This window comes from Bdellovibrio sp. 22V (assembly GCF_030169785.1).
GTDB lineage: Bacteria > Bdellovibrionota > Bdellovibrionia > Bdellovibrionales > Bdellovibrionaceae > Bdellovibrio.
This window is the reverse complement of record NZ_CP125854.1, coordinates 2964327-2982213: the sequence shown is the minus strand read 5'-3', so window position 1 is coordinate 2982213 and position 17887 is coordinate 2964327. Positions and strand designations below refer to the sequence as shown.

Genomic DNA, 17887 nt, shown 5'->3' with positions numbered 1-17887 from the left:
CAAAAAACATAATAAATTCAAGGCTTGGTTTTTTAACCAGGCCTTTTTTTATTTGGAGCTGTCATGACCTCAAAAATTTCTCCGCATCCTCGTGTTCGTTTTGCCCCTTCACCAACAGGTTATCTGCACGTGGGTGGCGCAAGAACAGCTTTGTACAATTATCTTTTCGCGAAAAAAAATGGCGGTGAGTTCATCCTGCGTATTGAAGATACGGACGAGGCGCGTTCAACAGAGGAATCTCTGCGTGGCGTGGTTGATGATTTAGTATGGTTGAATCTTCTTTGGGACGAAGGTGTCGATCCAAAAACTTTAAAAGACGTGGGGCCCATGGGACCTTATCGTCAAAGTGAGCGCCAGGACATCTACAAGAAATTCGCCGATCAGCTTTTAAACGCTGGCAAAGCTTACTATTGCTTCCTCACGGATGAAGAAATCGAAAAGCAAAGAGAAGAAGCGAAAGCTGCGGGCCGTTCTCCTCACGTAAATTCTCCTTATCAAGATTGGGATTTGCAAAAAGCCCTCGCGCATATTGAAAAAGGCAACAAGGGCGTCGTGCGCTTTAAAACAAAAGGTTTGGCGAAGGATTATGTGTTCACAGACCTTGTGCGTGGTGAGGTGAAGTTCCCTTCCGACATGGTGGGTGACTTTGTTCTTCTGCGCTCTGACGGAATGCCTGTTTATAACTTCTGCTGTGTGATTGACGATCATTTGATGAAGATCACGCACGTCTTCCGCGCGGAAGAACATCTGCCGAACACTCTTCGTCAAATGATGATCTATGAAGGCCTCGGCTGGCCTTTGCCGGAGTTTGGTCACATGGCTTTGATCCTTGATGAAGACCGCCAAAAACTTTCCAAGCGTAAAGGGGCAGTGGCTTGCGGTCAGCTTAAAGAAGAAGGCTATCTGGCTTCGGCGGTTTTGAACTTCATCGCGCTTTTGGGTTGGTCGCATCCCGAAGGTAAAGAGATCATGACTGTCGACGATATGATTCAGGCTTTCGATATCAGTCGCTTGAATCAGTCCGGTGCGATTTTTGACCGTGTGAAATTTAAATGGATGAACTCTGTGCATTTGCGTGCTCTTCCGAATATGGAACTGTGGAAGGCGATTCAACCTTTCTTGGCGCGTGAAAAAATGGAACTTCCCCAGGATCCTGTGTGGCAGGAAAAATCCATCGAAGTGTTTAAGCCTTACATGGAAATCCTGGCCGATGCGATCGAACTTTATAAACCTCTGAATGACAAGTCTTACGTGATTTTGCCAGAGGCCGAAGAGACTTTGAAATGGGAGCCTACTAAAGCCGTTCTAACAGCTTGGAAGGAATTGGTCAGTGCACATCCATCGGAATATATGACGGAAGATGAGTTCCTGAAGTACCAAGACGAAGTGAAAAATAAAACGGGAGCGAAAGGCAAAAATTTATTCATGCCGATTCGTGTGGCCGTTATCGGAAAGCCGCACGGGGCAGAGCTGAAAATTTTGGTTCCGTTAATGAAGAAAACGTCTTTGATCGCGCGTGCTGAGCAGGCTTTGGCGCAAACATAGGTGATTCATGTCTTTGAAGATTTACAACTCCCAGTCGAAACAGCTTGAAGACTTTGTACCGCTAACCCCGGGCCAAGTGAAAATGTATGTGTGCGGTCCAACGGTTTACAACTTCCTGCATGTCGGAAATTTCCGCGGGGTTGTGTTTTTCAATCTTGTGCGCAACTGGCTTGAATCTAAGGGGCTGAAAGTCTCTTATGCTCTGAATTTTACCGACGTGGATGATAAAATCATCAACCGTGCGCATGAGTTGGGGATGACTCCTCATGATCTTTCAGAGAAGTATATTGCCGAATACAAAAAAGATTTTGCTTCGTTGGGGCTTCGTCCTCACGATTTCAATCCCAAAGTCACTGAAAGCATGGATGATATTACGTCCATGGTGCAAACCTTGGTTGATAAGAAGAAGGCGTACGAAACTCACGGTGACGTGATGTACTCCATCGAATCGTTCGACGGCTATGGCAAACTTTCCGGCAGAAATCCGGAAGAGTTGCAGGCTGGTGCGCGCGTTGACGTTGACGAGAAAAAACGCAACCCAGGGGACTTCGCTCTTTGGAAAGCAGCGAAGCCGGGTGAAATTTCCTGGCCGTCTCCTTGGGGGCCGGGTCGTCCTGGCTGGCATATTGAGTGCTCGGCGATGATTAAAAAAATCTTCGGTGATCAGATTGATATTCACGGCGGGGGAATGGATTTGATTTTCCCGCATCATGAAAATGAGATCGCGCAAAGTGAAGGCTGCACCGGCAAACATTTTGTAAAATACTGGATGCACAACAATATGCTCAACTTCGGCGGTCAGAAGATGTCGAAGTCCTTGGGTAATATCGTGACGATGCGCGAGTTCTTGGAAGAGAACAATTCTGAAATTTATAAATGGATGGTCTTGTCCGTGCACTATCGAACAATGAGTGACTTTAGTGATGCGGCTGTCGAAAGAGCTGTTTCAGGATTGGCGCGTGTTTATTCTGCATTGTCTTTGGCGGAAGATTATCTTTCTGAAGAGGTCTCGGCTGCCGATGCGAGCTTTGAGAAAGTCACAACGGAAGCTTGGACAAAAATTGAAAAAGCCTTGGATGATGATTTCGGAACTCCCGATGCATTTGCGACAGTGTTCGAAGTGGTGCGCCAGTTCAACAACCAAGTTCGTCGCGGAATGAAATCAAACCCGGCCGTTCAAGGTAAAGCCTTGGCTTTCCAAAAGTTCGTAAAGAAATTCGGCGCTTTGATGAGCTTGTTCCAAGAGCCTGCGCATGAATTCTTAGTGAAACTTGACGACATGCTTTTGAAAAAAATGAATGTTGAAAGAGCCGCCGTGAACGCGCTAGTTGCCGAACGCTCACAAGCTCGTGATGCAAAAGACTTTGCAAAGTCCGACGAATTGCGTGCGAAGCTTACGGGCATGGGTATTTCCGTAAGCGATACGCCAACAGGAAGTTTCTGGGAAGTTACGAAGTAGAAAAAGGAGCAAGCATTGTTTCTTGTCGCCTTTTTCTCGGCGCTTTTCACCTTGGTGCTTTGTTCGATCTTAGTGGTGAAGGTGTGGCCCCATCGCAGGTCGCCTCTTCATCGTTTACTTCTTATAAATGAAGCCGCCTATGCCATCTGGATGATTCTGGTTTTGGCGATATTCGTGATTCCTGAATTTGAAACACGGGTTCTTTTGACAAGACTCAGGCCCGTCGTTGTCGCATTTATTCCGGCGAACTGGCTCATCTTAGCGTGGGGCGTTTTCTTTCGGGAGCAATGGGAGCGCTGGAGAAAATGGGTCTTCCTTCTGTGGATATATCCGGCGGTTTCCTTCGTTGTTTCTTTAGCGGCCATTCTCGGTATGCCTTTTGCGCAGAACTTAGTCCTTTACGATTTTTTTGAAGCAAAGCATTTCGGTTTTCTTACGTATAAGTTTGGACCTGTTTTTCGTTTGTTCCTACTGCACAGTTTGATGTGTCTTTTCTCTATCTACACTATCTATATTCTTACGGTTTTCAGAAAAAGGGGCCCGCTGCGAAAGTACGCTTTGCTTTTTGCGGCGGGAGGACTTTGTCATATATCGAGTGAAATCTATTTTCGCTACATCGTGCGTGATCCATTGGCGATGCAGGTCAGCTCGACTTTCGCGTGGCCTATGGTTTTGATGTTTTATATGGCGATTACGCGTTTGGAATTCCTGGATATTAAAACTTTAGCGCAAGAACGGGTCTTCGCCGATTTACCAAGCCCCGTAATAACACTCAGTTCGCGTGGGGAGCTCTGGGATTTAAATAGGGCCGCGAGCCGCTGCTTAAATCTGAGTCCCAGGGATATGGGAAAACCTTCGCAAGATATTCCAATTATCGCCAAGATCACAAACAGCCGCGAGATTGTGGAAATTGAAGAGAAAAAATATCAGCTGTTTCATCATGAAATTCGTGGAAGCTTTGATGGAAAGAAAGCTTCGGTTTATGTATTGAACGACATCAGCCGCCTTCTTGAACTGAATCAAGAGCTCGAAGAAAGCAATTTGGTCCTGCGCGGACTTAACGACGAAATTCTGCGGATGACTGATTTCAACCGTAAGGTGCAAGCCGTTCTTTCTCACGATATGACAGGAGCACTTTCTTCCGTGAATATCTTATTGCACCATACGCGTGACCTTGCCAAAGAGACCTCGCAAACAGATTTGGCAGAGAAAATCGCAACAATACAACAAGCGAATTTTGGAGCTATTGAATTGCTGCAGAATATTCTGGCCTGGACTCAGGATGCGGATCACGCCGTCAATCAGGATGTCGAAAACTGTCTGGATAAGGCTTGGCGGCAATTGCTGCCTCAAGCGTTGCAGAAAACGATTCACCTTGAAAAGAATATTTCCGAAAAAGGAATTACGATCAATACTTCGAGCTTTGTGCTTGAGTCTATTTTTAGAAATCTGCTTTCAAACGCTGTACGCTATAGCGCTTCTGACTCCAGTATTGGAGTTCTCATAACTTCGCGCAAGGAAGGAGTTGAGATACTCGTTGCCGACAAAGGGCAGGGCATGTCGCAAGAGACGGCGAAACAAATCTTGGATCCGCATTCGAAAAGAAAAATGGCCGGCGAAGGTTATGGTTTAGGAATGCGTTTTACGTTGGGTTTCATCGAAAAACTGAATGGGTGTTTGTCGATTGATTCCGTTTTGGGAGAAGGAACCACCGTAAAAGTGTTTTTGCCGAAGTAAATGGGATCAGGCATTCCAGCAGAGAGAAGCTGGAACGCCGGCAAAACTATAATCCTGCAATAATCGAATCAAGATCCGGTTTTTCGTATTTAGAAGGCTTTTCATTACGCGTATTTTTGCTCACGACTCCGAAGGGAATATTGCCCCACCATTTTTCGACGACGACTCCCTCGGGTGTCACGATCGTCATTTTGCAGGTTTCATAAATTCCTGGGTCGGTCGTGATCACTTCAATCTTGCCGCCCTGAGATTCGCATTTGCTGATAATTTCTTTGTAGCGTTCTTTCGAGTAAAGATTGTCGACGTCAAGAAGCTGGGTTGAAGTTTCTTTTCCCATTGTCGCTTCGTATTTCACCGACCATTTTTTCGTCGATTTATTATAGTCGATCACTTCTTTCGTGATCTTTACCGGAACAACGGTGCCATCGGCTTGATTGATGGAACCGGTCCAGCTGACTTTGTCTCCGACATTAGGGTAAGCAAGAACCGTACTCCCAAATAGAATTGAGAAAGAAAAGATCATCATTCGAGAAAACATGGGACCTCCTACTTTGCAAGACTGAGGATGGCACAGCCCGCCCCCGAGGAGACCTGAACTTTTCGTCATCTGTGAGGATACATTATTGTAAAATCAGCTCGTGTGATTTCGCATTCTGGATGTCGCTTTCGTCCATCAATTGCTCTCGGTATTTTCCATGAAGGAACATCTGAACTTGGTTGTCATAGAAGGGTGACAAAAGGTGACCCGAAATTCCAATCGGATTTATGCCCCAGCTTTTTTGAGGATTCGCAAAGTCGACGATTCTGCGGGTAGAGGGACCTGCAACGACTTTGAAATCTCCGCCCAGCGCGCGCATTTTATTGTTGTTTATTTCGTTGTAGGCGCCGCTCATAGGATAGGGACCTAAGTTGAATATTTTATTGAGCGGGAAACTGCGCCCCAAGGGATGCGTGTACTCTACGGTGTGAATTTCGCCCCACTCGGGATTGTGACGGAATTTTTTAAGGGTCGCTTTAAATCCTTCAGTCACAATGTTTTCCATAGAGCGCTTCTTCCAGACCGCGGAGTTTTCGTTTAATAAAGCTCTTTCGTAAAACACCCAAGCGTAAGGTGTGTTCAGGTAAGCTCTTTTCGTTTCTTCATCCCAGTCGTTTAGCATAAGGAGGATGTTTTCGTTGTGCCACTGATGATAGAAGCTCGCTTCTGTTGAATGTGTTTCCGAACGAAGGTTCCAGTTTTTGAGCTTTGCAATTCTTTCGCTGTATTTTTCTTCATCCTTTTTGTCTAAATGAAGTTTATCAAAAAGTTTTTCCAGAAGAACCTTTGTTTGCGCATTGTAGTTCTCAGTTTGGAGGAATTTAAAATCTTCAGCACTCCACTGATCTTTTTCGTTCAGAGCTTTGCTGATTGTTTGAAAGCGGTCATCGGATTGCCAGTCTCCGCGGACCGTGTCTGACAAACCCACCGGACGGGAGTTTGCCGTGACAATGATACCACTTGGAGGATTCACAAGATGCGGCTTTTCCTGCCAGGCAAGAGTTCGCTCGTATTCATCCTCTCCGGAAGCACCGTTCAATATTAAATCGGAGTTCGGGTTTTTCTTAATCGCGACGTCTCCGAACATCCACCACGCGATGTTTTCAGCATCTGCATACATGACGTTCAGGCCCGGCGCGGTTCCGTATTGAAGAGCAGCTTCAAACTCTTTGATGTTCTTGGCTGCACCCATCGCGCGAAGGGCTTTCATCGGATTATTTTCGCGGCGATGAAAGGCCCACTTAAGAGCAAGATTTTTTTCTTCAAGAACTTCATCCATCAAAGGCCCGTGTGACGTCTCGATAACATTCAGGACGACGTCGCCTTCATTTTTAACTTTGATGACTTCTTTCCACTCTTGATACGGCGTTGGCGAGTTTTTAAAAAGTGCCGTCTTCTTTTCCTTGTCCAAGATTTCGCGGTACAAATCCATGTCGTCCGCTAAAGACATCGTAAAGCCCCAAGCAAGCTGGCGACTGTGGCCAAGGATTGCGAAAGGCACAAGCGGGAGATAATGGCCGTAAAGTTCAAACTCTGGAGTTTGAATGTGTGCCTCCATCCACACAGCCGGGTGCGAGTAGCCAATATGCGGATCGTTGGCAAAGATACTTTTTCCCGACTGCGATCTTTTCGGGCTTACCAGCCAAGCGTTACTGCCGTCAAAAACCGGCGCGAATAAGCCTTCCGTAGAAAATTCAAAAGGCGGAATACTTAAGCTCGCGATTTTGAGAGGGCTTTTTAAAGGATCGTTGCGCAAAGCTTGAAATGCTTCCTCGGAAAGCTGTCCCGCCAGTTTTGTCATAACGGGGTCCGCTTTCAAAGCGATTCCGAAACTGTACGCCATGTGACCGGTCATAATGTAAGCATCCATGGGCGTGAATGGTTTTGGTTTTATTCCGACAAGTTGCAACTCAAAAGGGCGCGGCTGCGATTCGATGTATTGATTGACGCCATCGAAATAAGCTTCCATCTCGGTCCACATTTTTTCATCAAAGCGGCCTTGTTCTTTTTCGTAAGCCAGCATCCGCTCGACAGATTTTTCGAGCATCAAGCTGCGATAAAGTTTATCGCTTTTTAGAGCAAGGTTTCCGAAGACCTCGCTGAGCTCTCCTCGGACCATGCGGCGAGAAAGCTCCATCTGAAAAAGTCTTTCGCTGGCCATGACAAAACCCAGTGCACGAAGAGCGTCGAGTTTGTTTTGCGCTTTAAGATGCGGAATTCCGTAAGTGTCGCGAGTGACCGTGACCGGCGCGGAAAGACCTCGCAAAGCCAGCGTCCCATCCAGCGGAGCCAGTGAGTTTCTCATAAAGAAATAAAAGCCGGTAGAGACGACAATAAAAAGGATCAAGAGTCCGAGAAGGCTTCGCTTTAGGATTTTCATAATGCAAATTTCGGACGGAGTTTCCGATTTAGCAAGCGTTAATGTCACTGTGCAAGATTTGAGGGGTTTTCGGAGGAGTCTGGACGAAGGGTTGACGCGGGATTGCCAGAAAAAAGAAGCAGGCACCTTTTTTTGGGAAGTGGTATTCTTGGAGGGATGGGCTCAGCTTTTAAAAAGAACTTTCAACTGGTGTCGGAGTTTAAACCTTCAGGGGATCAACCTAAAGCGATTCAACAGATGTTGGAGAACTTCGAGGCTGGATTAAAACATCAAACTCTGCTTGGCGTGACAGGATCGGGAAAGACCTTCTCGATGGCGCATACTATTGCGCAACTCAATCAACCGGCGCTGGTGTTGGCGCCGAATAAAACTTTGGCGGCACAACTCTATGCCGAATTCAAAGAACTTTTCCCCCACAACGCGGTTGAGTACTTTGTCAGTTACTACGATTACTATCAACCGGAAGCCTACATTCCGTCGACAGACACGTATATCGAAAAAGACTCTGCGATCAATGAGCAGATCGATCGTATGCGCCACTCGGCAACGCGCTCTTTGTTTGATCGCCGAGACGTGATCATTGTGAGTTCGGTTTCTTGTATTTACGGTTTAGGATCTCCGGAAGCCTATGAAGGCATGATGATTCAAATCGTCTCGAACACCGAGATGAAGCGCGATCATTTGCTGCGTGAGCTGATCCGTATTCAGTATCAACGAAACAACGTCGATTTCTCGCGCGGGACCGTGCGGGTTCGCGGCGATAATGTTGAAATCTTTCCTCCTTACGAAGAAGAACGCGCCGTTCGCGTCGAATTCTTCGGTGATTTCATCGAAAGACTTTCGTGGATTGATCCGTTGACAGGCCAGGTTTTGGAAGAACTTGATCAGATCGGCATTTATCCGGGAAGCCATCACGTCACCAGCGATGACAATCTGAAGCGCGCCATTAAATCCATTCAGGACGAGTTGCGTGATCACTTAGGTAAACTCAATACCGAAATGAAGTTTCTCGAAGCGCAACGTCTTGAGCAAAGAACCTATTACGACATCGAGATGATGGAGCAAATGGGTTTTTGTCAGGGAATTGAAAACTACTCCCGTCATATGACAGGCCGTGGGCCTGGCGAACCGCCACCGACGCTTTTGGAATACTTCCCCAAAGACTTCGTCACTTTTATCGACGAGTCGCACGTCACAGTTCCGCAAATCGGGGGCATGTATCGTGGCGACCGCGCAAGAAAAATGACTCTGGTCGAACACGGTTTCCGTTTACCTTCGGCCTTGGACAACCGTCCGCTGAACTTCCAAGAATTTGAAACGATGATGGACAAGGTCGTGTATGTATCGGCAACGCCAGGCACCTATGAACTGCAAAAGTCGGAAGGTATCATTGTCGAGCAGATCATCCGTCCAACGGGATTGATTGATCCTGTCGTTGAAGTGCGGCCCGTAAAACATCAAGTCGATGACTTGCTCAAAGAAATTCGTGAGCGTATCAAACGCAAAGAGCGCGTACTTATCACAACGTTGACCAAACGCTCGGCGGAGGATTTGACCGAGTACTACGAGAACCTTGGAATCAAAGTTAAATACCTGCACAGTGATATTGCGACGGTGGAACGAACGGAAATTATCCGTGACCTTCGTTTGGGTGTCTTTGACGTTCTTGTCGGGATCAACTTGCTTCGTGAAGGTCTGGATATTCCCGAGGTCAGCCTTGTCGGCATCACCGATGCGGATAAAGAAGGCTTCTTGCGCTCGGAGCGTTCGCTGATTCAAACGATCGGCCGTGCCGCAAGGAACGTCAACGGCGTCGTGATCCTTTACGGGGATGTCATCACCGAGAGTATGCAAAAAGCCATCGGAGAGACCGATCGTCGCCGTCGTATTCAACAAGAATACAATGCCGCAAACGGAATTACTCCGCAGTCGATTCGTAAAAGAATCAAAGAAGGTCTTGGCGAAGTCTTTGACGGGTCCGTCGGAGCGACTCCGCTGCAAGGTGAAAACAAAACCGGAGCGATCGTTAATAAGTTCGCGCATCAGCCGGATAAGTTGCAGACCGAAATCGCAAAACTGCGCGCGCGTATGAAAGAGCTTTCGGCGAATCTGGAATTTGAAGAAGCAGCGAAGATTCGTGACGAAATCAAACGTTTGCAGATTGTTGAATTGAATTTGCGCAGCGGTGAAGTGGAATCCGACAGTGCGGAGGTGCTCAAGGATGGCCTCAAATAATATCAAGTTCGAAGAGGTTCGCCTTAAGGTGAAAGAGTTCCCCACGCAGAGTGGGGTCTACCTTATGAAGAGCGTCACCGATAAGATCATCTATATCGGAAAAGCCAAAAATCTTCGCAACCGCGTTCGCAGTTATTTCACGGATAACAAAGATCACTCGCCGAAGACACGCCTGCTAGTGCAGAACATCTGCGAGGTTGAATACATTCTGACGAAAACCGAAGTTGAAGCGTTTTTGCTAGAAGCGTCTTTGATTAAAAAACATCGTCCTAAATACAATATCCGTTTGCGTGATGATAAAGCATATCCTTACATCCGACTAAGCTGGAGCGACGATTTTCCGCGTTTGTATTTGGCAAGAAAAGTGAAGAAGGATGGTTCGTTGTACTTTGGCCCGTACACTTCGGGCTTTGCAGTGCAAGGAACGATTCGTTTTCTGAACCGGACTTTTAAAATTCGCGATTGCACGGATGTGATGTTTAAAACACGTCGACGTCCTTGTATGACTTATCAAATTGGCCGTTGTACGGCGCCATGTGTGAATTACATCTCAAAGCAGGATTATCGTTCTGAGGTCGAAGGCGCTAAACTTTTCTTAAAAGGTCAAAACAAAAAAGTCGTCAAAACCATGACCGAAAAAATGATGACGGCGGCGGAAGAGGAAAAATTCGAAGTAGCCGCTCGGTTGCGCGATTCCGTGCAGGCGATCAAGGCGATTTTAGAAAAACAAGCGGTCATCAATGACACTTCTGAAAAAGACCAGGATGCGGTGGGATTCTATGGCGATCATCGCGGTTGTCTTGTCGAAACAGTTCACGTGCGCGCGGGCCGCGTGATTGGAACAAGACCGCATTTCTTGCCGCATTTTGATCCCAACGATCCGGCGGAAGATCCGCGCGAGTGGATGGTGGATTTCCTCAATCAGTATTACGAAGACAACTTTATCCCTGATGAAGTTTCTTTGCCGTTGGATATCGGTGCCGATTTGACTAAGCTGATGGCGGAAGTCTTAAAAGAACGCTCGGGCAGTAAAGTGACCGTGCGTTTTGCAACGGATGAGCGCGGCCGCAATCTGGTTGATATGGCCAACGAAAATGCGAAAGCCCACTTCTTAAAATACGTATCCAAATCCGAAGAAAAGTTGCGTGGTTTGGATGAGATCAAAGAAAAGTTCAACCTTCCCGATATTCCTCACCGCATCGAGTGCTACGATATTTCGACTTTCCAAGGTGCCGAGACGGTGGCCTCCCAAGTGGTTTTTGAGGACGGTGTGCCGGCGAAAGAACACTATCGCCGCTATAAAATCAGAACGGTGGAGGGTATCAATGACTTTGCCTCCATGTATGAAGTTTTAAGTCGCCGTTTCAAACACACTGAATACGAAGATCCGAACCTGATCGTCATCGATGGGGGTAAAGGACAACTGGCGCAGGCGATGCGTATCTTGGAAGAAATCGGTCGTAAAGACATTCCGGTTGTGGGTCTGGCTAAGGCGCGAACGGAAAGCGACTTCCAAAAACAGGAAGTCGAGTCGACGGAAGAACGCTTCTTCCTGCCCGGACGGCAAAATCCCGTGATTTTTAAAAACAACGCCGAGGCTTTGTATATTTTAACGGGCATTCGTGACGAAGCCCATCGTTTCGCGATCACTTATCATCGTAAGTTGCGTGAAAGTACGTCTTTGGAAAGCGAACTTGATTACGTCGTGGGCTTAGGTGAAAAAAGAAAGAAAACTCTTTTGACTCACTTTAACTCTATTGATGAAATCAAGATGACCGTTCCCGAAGAAATCGCACAGCTTAAAGGATTCAATCGGGTTCTGGCCGAGCGCATTCTGTTACAGTTGAATGAGCCGGAAGAGGAAGAAACTGAGGTTGAAGAGTGAAAAGTCATGCTCTCTTAGTGGGTTTGGGAATTTTTTTAAGTCGTATCGCCGGACTTGTTCGAGAGAGAGTATTCGCCCACTTCTTCGGAAATTCGGATGCGGGTGACGCTTTTAAAGCGGCTTTAAAAATCCCTAACTTTCTGCAGAACCTTTTCGGTGAAGGTGTTCTTTCCGCAAGTTTCATCCCGGTGTATGCCCAACTTCTCGCAAAAAAACACGACGAAGAGGCCGCGAAAGTCGCTTCGGTTGTCGGCAGTCTTCTTTTTTTGCTGACGTCTTTTTTGGTTCTTGTGGGCGTGCTTATCACTCCTTTTATGATTGATCTGATCGCGCCCGGCTTCACAGGGGAAAAACGCGATCTTACGATTCAAATTGTTCAGATTCTTTTTCCCGGCACGGGCTTCCTTGTCATGTCGGCTTGGTGTTTGGGTATTTTAAACTCGCACCGTAAATTCTTTTTGTCTTATGTGGCGCCCGTTATTTGGAACCTTGCAATCATTGCAACGCTTGTGATGTGGGGAAGCAAGCAAGGACAGTTTGAACTCGCGCAAACCGTGGCCTGGGGGCTTGTTGCGGGAAGTTTCCTGCAGTTTGCCGTGCAGTTGCCCTCGGCTTTGCGTTTGGGAAAAAAGATCGCACCGTCTTTGGATTTAAAACTTTCAAGTGTCCGGACCGTGACAAAAAACTTTGTGCCGGTGGTTATTTCCCGGGGTGTCGTGCAGATTAGCGCCTACATTGACAATATGCTGGCGAGTCTTTTGCCAACAGGCGCGGTCTCTGCATTGGCCTACGCGCAAACTCTTTATCTTCTTCCAGTCAGTCTTTTCGGTATGAGTGTTTCCGTGGCGGAGCTGCCGGCGATGTCACAGGCTACGGGTTCTGAACATGAAATCAAAGAGTATCTGCAAGGGCGCTTGAATCGCGGGTTGCAGCAGATTGCTTTTTTTATTATTCCTTCGGTGGTCGGTTTCTTGTTATTGGGTGATCTTATCGTCGGAGCGGTTTTTCAAACCGGTGAGTTCCAAAAAGAAAACACGCACTATGTGTGGATCGTGTTGATTGGTTACTCCATCGGTCTTTTGGCTTCAACTCTGGGACGTTTGTATTCTTCGACTTTTTACTCTTTAAAAGATACTCGGACTCCTTTGCAGTTCGCGATTGTACGAATTATTTTTGCCACGTTAATCGGCGTTCTTTTTGCGTTTTATTTGCCAGAGACTTTGGGTTTTGAAAAACAGTGGGGGGCTCCGGGATTGACAGCCGCAGCGGGTTTAGCCGGATGGTTGGAATTCTATTTCTTGCGCAAAGCTTTGAATAAACGCATCGGTAAGACGGGGCTTCCTTGGAAATTTCAGCTTAAAGTGTGGTTTATCGCGACCATCAGCGCAGGCTGTGGTTTTGCATTTGATTATTTGATTATCCCAGAGCATTTGCACGTTTTATGGCACGCGATTGCGGCGCTCTTGGTTTATGGCATTTTGTATTTTGCTTTGGGAATTTTATTTAAAGTAGAGCAAGCGCACGGCCTCGTGCAAAAAGTCTTGAAACGCCTCCGCTAGAACTAAGAGTACGCTACCAGCGTACTCCCCAGCCATAAAGGTCCACGTAGATATTGTCATACGAAAATGCGAAGCGCAGTCGTCCTGCGAAATGGCCGTCGTACCAGGGGCGAAACTCCACCCGGGTGGCACAGGTTTCTCGAGGTTGTAACCAGCGCGGGCAGTTGCTCCAGGCATAAAAAGCGGAGCCGGTGATAAAGACGCCGCGAATTTCCACGGGGTAGGCCCCTGTGTTTCTAAGAATGACGTTTTCATAACGGCTCCAGTGAACCCTTACGCTGCCGAAGTTAATGTAATAATACTGATTCGATTCTTCTTTCAGGGTTTCATTGTTTACGGAAATTTGCAGGGGCGATGTAGGAGCAAGGGGTGGAGAAGCATCTTTGGCGTAAACATCAGAGGTAAGACTTAGAAAGGTTCCTAAAAAGAAAGCAAGAAAGGTTCTCATAATAAACCTCCTGATATTTTTAGTATTTAGTAATAAGAAATTGGTCGCAAAGTTTTTCCGTAGTATGCTGCTGTTGTCATGAATGAAGCCGGTGTTTGGTCTCCGATGAAAATCTCTGTGTACAGGTCTTTTTGGATCTGTGCTTTTGTGTCAAATGTCGGGACTTGGATTCAAGATGTGGCGGCAAGCTGGGTGATGACACATCTTTCAACGTCGCCGCTGATTATTTCTTTGCTTTCTTTCTCCGGCAGTTTGCCGGTTCTTTTTTTCAGTATTCCTTCGGGATATTTTTCCGATCTGGGACATCGTCGTAAGATTCTTCTTTTTGCGCAATTAGGGATGTTTTTTGCCGCGGGTCTTTTGGCTTATTTAGTTTGGCAAGAAAGAGTCACGGAGCTCAGTCTTCTTTTGCTTTCGCTCTTAATGGGAATCGGTTTTGCTCTAACAAACCCGGCATTTCAGTCCGTGCTTACGGATTTGGTTCCCAATGGGATGCATGCGCAAGCCGTCCTTGTCTACTACATGGGCATCAACATCACTCGTGTGTTGGGCCCGACGGTGGGCGGTGGAGTTTTGAGTGCCTTCGGTCCTAGTACGGCGTTTTTATTGAACAGTATTTCATTCTTAGGTCTCATTTTGTTTTTCTGGAAGTGGCCGGTGCAAGAAAACCTTGAAGCAAAAAAACATTTGCGTTTAACACCGGAAGATTGGCTGCCGCTTTTCTCTTTGCACAATTTGAAACTGTGGATGGAAATATTTTGCGTCACGTTTTTTGCGTCTTCGCTGTGGGCCTTGTATCCAACAAGGGGACGTATTGAATTGGCGTTGTCGTCGTGGCAATACGGCGGACTTCTTGGCAGCTTAGGTTTAGGCGCATGTGTAAGTGCTTTTCTTTCAGATAGAATCATGCAGCCCCATCATACGCAAAAATCTTTGGCGGGATCTTACTTGGTCTATGCTTTCGGAATATTTTTACTGGCTCTTGCGCCGAATTTCTATTTTATGGCGGCAGGAATGTTTTTAGGCGGTGTCGGTTGGCTGGTGCTTTCCACTTTGATGAATATGAGTTCTCGCCAAATCACAGGAGCTTCGCAATTAAAAGCCACGATGCTCGGCGTGTTTCTCGCAGTCTTCTACGCCGGAATGGCCTTGGGCGCTGTCAGCTGGGGAGCCTTGGCTCGCCTTTCTCAAACTTCGCACGCCTTAATTGCGGCCGCTGCCGGCCTCAGCCTCATCGGCCTCTACAAAGCCTTCAAAGAATTCTCCAAATAATAACTTTATCAGGCCTTTTTAGAGAAGACGGCTTTTTCTAATTTGCTGAGACGTTCTTCGATAGAGTTTTGCGGTTCCATGGATTTTCGCAAAAACCAATTGAGGAAAGTCTGATAACCCATTCCTTGCTTTTCTGCTTCTTGCTCCAACCACTCCAAAACATCTGAATCTAACCGAATGGTTTTAAGGACTTTTGTTTCTTTCACAGGCTTTGCTTTTTTCGCCTTCGAAAAATCATACTCTTTTCTCATAAAACACCTCTTATCGAGTAGTATCGCGCTTCCTTTTTTGTTGCTAACCGAGCAGAGATGATGCGAACTCGCTCAGGAGATGCTCTTTCGCAATAAACCACAACAATAAGTCGCGACTTTGAAGATCTCCCAAGGCGTATCCATCTCTCCTCAGAGGAAGAGTTGTCGGGATCGAAAATTTCTAATGCATTTAAGTCATGAAAAACGCTGGAGGCTTCTGAGAATCTAACACCATGCTTTTTGAAGTTAGAATCCGCCTTGTCATTATCCCATTCGAAATACACATTATCACCTTTACTTTGTAAATACAATATAAATACGAGGGTAAAAGCATGTGTTTATTGCAATTTATAGGTGCAGCCAGTAGGGCTGGTATTGAACGAGAACGAATCCGGTAGGCGCATAAAAAAATGCCTAGCGATCCAAGCTAGGCATTAACATTAAAGGCGAGCGTATTTATCAGTGTACGCGGTGGTTGGTGGCTTCTTTGATGAAGTCGCAGCAGGGGCATTGGGCGTCTTCTTTTAAAACGGCGAATTCGGAAAGCTGTTGGTAGCTGAACTCCAAAGCGCTGCCGCAGATCTCGCAGTTGTTGATGGCCTTGCGGAAGTCTTCTCTTTTATTAAATTCTTCAGTGGGAATGATGTTGAATCTGAAAACTTCCATGGGACCTCCTGCGTTGATGTCTTTCTTATCGGCGGATTTTGTCTCAACTTGAGACTGGAAATGTGGCTTTACAGGGTATTGAGCGGCGCATTAGGGTCGGTTTTATTGGTCTCTCGCTTTAGGTCTAGGTAGAATCCTGCCATGAAAGATTACATCCAATACTTGCAGGACGTTCTAGGACTTCAAAATGTGATGCTGCCTGCTTCCGAAGAGGGTGCCGTGAAGGCGCGTTTTTTTACCGCGCAAGGCCCTTTTGAACCTTCGGAGTCTCCTTATTTCGAACTTATTTTTCTAAATATTCTCACGCAAGCCAAAGAAAGCTTCTTTCTTCCGGAAACCCGCGATCTTTTCGAAAAAATGAAAGCGGCGATGAAGCTTAAAAATCTTCAAGTGCTTGAGCTTGATTGCACTGTTGAAGATCGTTCGCAACTGCCTTCGGAATTAGCCGCGATCTGTGAAGGCAAAGTCGTCGTGGTCTTTAGCTCTTTTCCGAAAGACTTAGGTGAGATGATTCTTAAAGGTCCGGGCAAGTGGATTGAGACTTACAGTCCCGCTTACTTAATCGAAGATCCTGGAGCTAAAAAAGTCGTGTGGAATGATCTTCAGAAAGTGATGAAAGAGTTAGGCTTATGAAAAAACTCGCTCTGATTTTCTTTTTGCTTTTTTCCGTGGGCGCTTCGGCGCAAGCCGCGTGCACCTTGGCGGTGACGATCAACGAAGCCATCACGGCGTCGACATCGGATTATCTGGCAAGAGCGGAAAAAAGAGCGGAAGAAAACAAGTGCGAATCTTTGTACGTTCGTATGAACACACCGGGCGGAAGTCTGCAGAGCACACGCCTGATCGTCGAGCGCATCCTGGCTTCGAAAATTCCTTATCTTTGTTTGATCACTCCCAGTGGAGGCCACGCAGGCAGCGCCGGCGCGATTATTTTGCAGGCTTGCCACGTGAACGGCGGACTTGTGGCAACGAACATTGGCGCGGCGACTCCGATTCTGGGTACGGGAGAAAAAACACCCGAAGACCTTAGAAAGAAAATCGTCAACGATACCGTTAGCTGGCTCGAAGGCGTAACAAAGCTTCGCGGTCGCAATTTGGAGTTTTCAAAAGAAATCGTCACAGAGGCGAAATCTTTAAGCAGTGAGCAGGCTCACAAAGAAAAAGCGCTAGATATTCTTGCGAATAATGAACTGGATTTTTTACGACAAGCGCAGGGCCGAGTTGTTCTGACGGAAGAGCGTAAAGAAACCACCGTGAAGGTGGATGCCTTGCAAGAGTTTGCGCCGGATCTCCGCTACAAAGTTCTAAGTTTTGTCGCAGATCCCGAATTCGCTTATTTGTTGTTCATGGGAAGTTTGGCTCTTCTCTATGTTGAGATCACTCATCCTGGCATGATTGCTCCAGGAGTGATTGGTGGCATCGGTCTTGTGTTGTCTTTGATTGCTTTCCATAAGCTGGAAGTTGTCTGGGGCGGGCTTGCATTGATTCTTTTGGGAATTGCCTTTTTGGTGCTTGAGATCTTCCTTCCTAGTTTTGGTATTTTAGGTGCGGGAGGATTGATTTCCATTTTTGTGGGAAGTTTGTTTTTATTTGATGCTCAGTCTACGGGGTATACTTTGCCGTTACCACTTATCATTTCGGTTGTGGGTCTTATCGGGGCCTTCTTTTTGGGATTGGGATACTTGGCTGTGAAGACCATTCGCTTCAAATCGAGTGATGTCGATTCCGATCTGAAAAGGACGGACGGCGTTGTGACATCCGTGGAAAACAACGGGCACTCGGGGCAGATTTTAATTATGGGTGAAACTTGGAAGTTTGTTTCCGAGGATTCGCTGCGAGTGAACGACACCGTGAGCGTGACGGGCCGCCAAGGTTTAACTGTGAATGTAAAAAAGGTGAAATAAGGAGACAG

15 protein-coding genes are annotated in these 17887 nt (G+C 46.7%); 9 read left to right on the top strand and 6 right to left on the bottom strand.

What is annotated here, in order from left to right:
- Positions 1-63 precede the first annotated feature (63 nt).
- From gltX to QJS83_RS14410, 3 genes are read left to right on the top strand one after another with little or no spacing between them, the layout of a single operon-like run.
- A complete protein-coding gene (gene gltX, locus QJS83_RS14420) occupies positions 64-1545 on the top strand; it encodes a glutamate--tRNA ligase (RefSeq protein ID WP_284605783.1) in 1482 nt (493 codons plus the stop codon).
- A 7-nt stretch (positions 1546-1552) separates the two neighbouring features.
- Positions 1553-3004 carry a cysteine--tRNA ligase gene (gene cysS, locus QJS83_RS14415; RefSeq protein ID WP_284605782.1) on the top strand — a complete coding sequence of 484 codons (1452 nt, stop codon included), beginning with the start codon at positions 1553-1555 and terminating at the stop codon, positions 3002-3004.
- 15 nt (positions 3005-3019) lie between these two features.
- Positions 3020-4741 (top strand): sensor histidine kinase, encoded by a 1722-nt coding sequence (locus QJS83_RS14410; protein ID WP_284605780.1) that lies wholly within the window; start codon positions 3020-3022, stop codon positions 4739-4741.
- A 46-nt stretch (positions 4742-4787) separates the two neighbouring features.
- Here the strand turns inward: QJS83_RS14410 and QJS83_RS14405 are convergent, their stop codons facing one another.
- Positions 4788-5279 carry a hypothetical protein gene (locus tag QJS83_RS14405; protein ID WP_284605778.1) on the bottom strand — a complete coding sequence of 164 codons (492 nt, stop codon included), beginning with the start codon at positions 5277-5279 and terminating at the stop codon, positions 4788-4790.
- An 82-nt stretch (positions 5280-5361) separates the two neighbouring features.
- Entirely contained in the window at positions 5362-7584 is a 2223-nt protein-coding gene (locus QJS83_RS14400) for a penicillin acylase family protein (RefSeq protein ID WP_284605776.1), read from the bottom strand.
- A gap of 231 nt (positions 7585-7815) precedes the next feature.
- Here QJS83_RS14400 and uvrB point away from each other — a divergent pair, with 231 nt between their 5' ends.
- From uvrB to murJ, 3 genes are read left to right on the top strand one after another with little or no spacing between them, the layout of a single operon-like run.
- Positions 7816-9894 (top strand): excinuclease ABC subunit UvrB, encoded by a 2079-nt coding sequence (gene uvrB / locus QJS83_RS14395; protein ID WP_284605775.1) that lies wholly within the window; start codon positions 7816-7818, stop codon positions 9892-9894.
- Entirely contained in the window at positions 9881-11779 is a 1899-nt protein-coding gene (gene uvrC / locus QJS83_RS14390; protein ID WP_284605773.1) for an excinuclease ABC subunit UvrC, read from the top strand. Before uvrB ends, uvrC begins: the two co-directional genes overlap by 14 nt.
- Positions 11776-13338, top strand: coding sequence for a murein biosynthesis integral membrane protein MurJ (murJ, locus tag QJS83_RS14385; RefSeq protein ID WP_284605771.1), 1563 nt, complete (start codon positions 11776-11778; stop codon positions 13336-13338). The genes uvrC and murJ overlap by 4 nt, the downstream gene beginning before the upstream one ends.
- A gap of 13 nt (positions 13339-13351) precedes the next feature.
- Here the strand turns inward: murJ and QJS83_RS14380 are convergent, their stop codons facing one another.
- The gene (locus QJS83_RS14380) at positions 13352-13786 is read right to left on the bottom strand and encodes a hypothetical protein (protein WP_284605769.1); all 435 of its coding nucleotides are present in this window, start codon (positions 13784-13786) and stop codon (positions 13352-13354) included.
- A 78-nt stretch (positions 13787-13864) separates the two neighbouring features.
- Here QJS83_RS14380 and QJS83_RS14375 point away from each other — a divergent pair, with 78 nt between their 5' ends.
- Complete coding sequence (locus tag QJS83_RS14375) at positions 13865-15058, top strand: MFS transporter (protein WP_284605768.1); 1194 nt, start codon at positions 13865-13867, stop codon at positions 15056-15058.
- A gap of 8 nt (positions 15059-15066) precedes the next feature.
- On the opposite strand, the gene QJS83_RS14370 is transcribed toward QJS83_RS14375, so the two are convergent.
- The 3 genes from QJS83_RS14370 to QJS83_RS14365 all read right to left on the bottom strand — a co-directional run bounded on the left by QJS83_RS14370 (position 15067) and on the right by QJS83_RS14365 (position 15975).
- The gene (locus tag QJS83_RS14370) at positions 15067-15309 is read right to left on the bottom strand and encodes a BrnA antitoxin family protein (protein ID WP_284605767.1); all 243 of its coding nucleotides are present in this window, start codon (positions 15307-15309) and stop codon (positions 15067-15069) included.
- Positions 15306-15593: a BrnT family toxin gene (locus tag QJS83_RS17485; RefSeq protein WP_374030125.1), complete on the bottom strand. Its 288-nt coding sequence runs from the start codon at positions 15591-15593 to the stop codon at positions 15306-15308. Before QJS83_RS17485 ends, QJS83_RS14370 begins: the two co-directional genes overlap by 4 nt.
- 175 nt (positions 15594-15768) lie before the next feature.
- Positions 15769-15975, bottom strand: coding sequence for a hypothetical protein (locus QJS83_RS14365; RefSeq protein WP_284605765.1), 207 nt, complete (start codon positions 15973-15975; stop codon positions 15769-15771).
- Between the two features lie 141 nt (positions 15976-16116).
- Between QJS83_RS14365 and QJS83_RS14360 the strand changes: the two genes are divergently transcribed.
- Together QJS83_RS14360 and QJS83_RS14355 are read left to right on the top strand one after the other, a co-directional pair.
- Complete coding sequence (locus tag QJS83_RS14360; protein ID WP_284605763.1) at positions 16117-16608, top strand: hypothetical protein; 492 nt, start codon at positions 16117-16119, stop codon at positions 16606-16608.
- Positions 16605-17879, top strand: a complete 1275-nt coding sequence (locus QJS83_RS14355; protein ID WP_284605762.1) for an NfeD family protein — start codon at positions 16605-16607, stop codon at positions 17877-17879. The genes QJS83_RS14360 and QJS83_RS14355 overlap by 4 nt, the downstream gene beginning before the upstream one ends.
- The last annotated feature ends 8 nt before the right edge of the window (positions 17880-17887 follow it).

Bases quoted from the DNA above. Each gene is read 5' to 3' on its own strand.
- QJS83_RS14405 (WP_284605778.1), bottom strand. From the start codon at position 5,279: ATGTTTTCTCGAATGATGATCTTTTCTTTCTCAATTCTATTTGGGAGT.
- QJS83_RS14360 (WP_284605763.1), top strand. From the start codon at position 16,117: ATGAAAGATTACATCCAATACTTGCAGGACGTTCTAGGACTTCAAAAT.
- uvrB (WP_284605775.1), top strand. From the start codon at position 7,816: ATGGGCTCAGCTTTTAAAAAGAACTTTCAACTGGTGTCGGAGTTTAAA.
- QJS83_RS14380 (WP_284605769.1), bottom strand. From the start codon at position 13,786: ATGAGAACCTTTCTTGCTTTCTTTTTAGGAACCTTTCTAAGTCTTACC.
- QJS83_RS14375 (WP_284605768.1), top strand. From the start codon at position 13,865: ATGAATGAAGCCGGTGTTTGGTCTCCGATGAAAATCTCTGTGTACAGG.
- cysS (WP_284605782.1), top strand. From the start codon at position 1,553: ATGTCTTTGAAGATTTACAACTCCCAGTCGAAACAGCTTGAAGACTTT.
- QJS83_RS14370 (WP_284605767.1), bottom strand. From the start codon at position 15,309: ATGAGAAAAGAGTATGATTTTTCGAAGGCGAAAAAAGCAAAGCCTGTG.
- QJS83_RS14355 (WP_284605762.1), top strand. From the start codon at position 16,605: ATGAAAAAACTCGCTCTGATTTTCTTTTTGCTTTTTTCCGTGGGCGCT.
- QJS83_RS14365 (WP_284605765.1), bottom strand. From the start codon at position 15,975: ATGGAAGTTTTCAGATTCAACATCATTCCCACTGAAGAATTTAATAAA.
- gltX (WP_284605783.1), top strand. From the start codon at position 64: ATGACCTCAAAAATTTCTCCGCATCCTCGTGTTCGTTTTGCCCCTTCA.
- QJS83_RS14400 (WP_284605776.1), bottom strand. From the start codon at position 7,584: ATGAGAAACTCACTGGCTCCGCTGGATGGGACGCTGGCTTTGCGAGGT.
- uvrC (WP_284605773.1), top strand. From the start codon at position 9,881: ATGGCCTCAAATAATATCAAGTTCGAAGAGGTTCGCCTTAAGGTGAAA.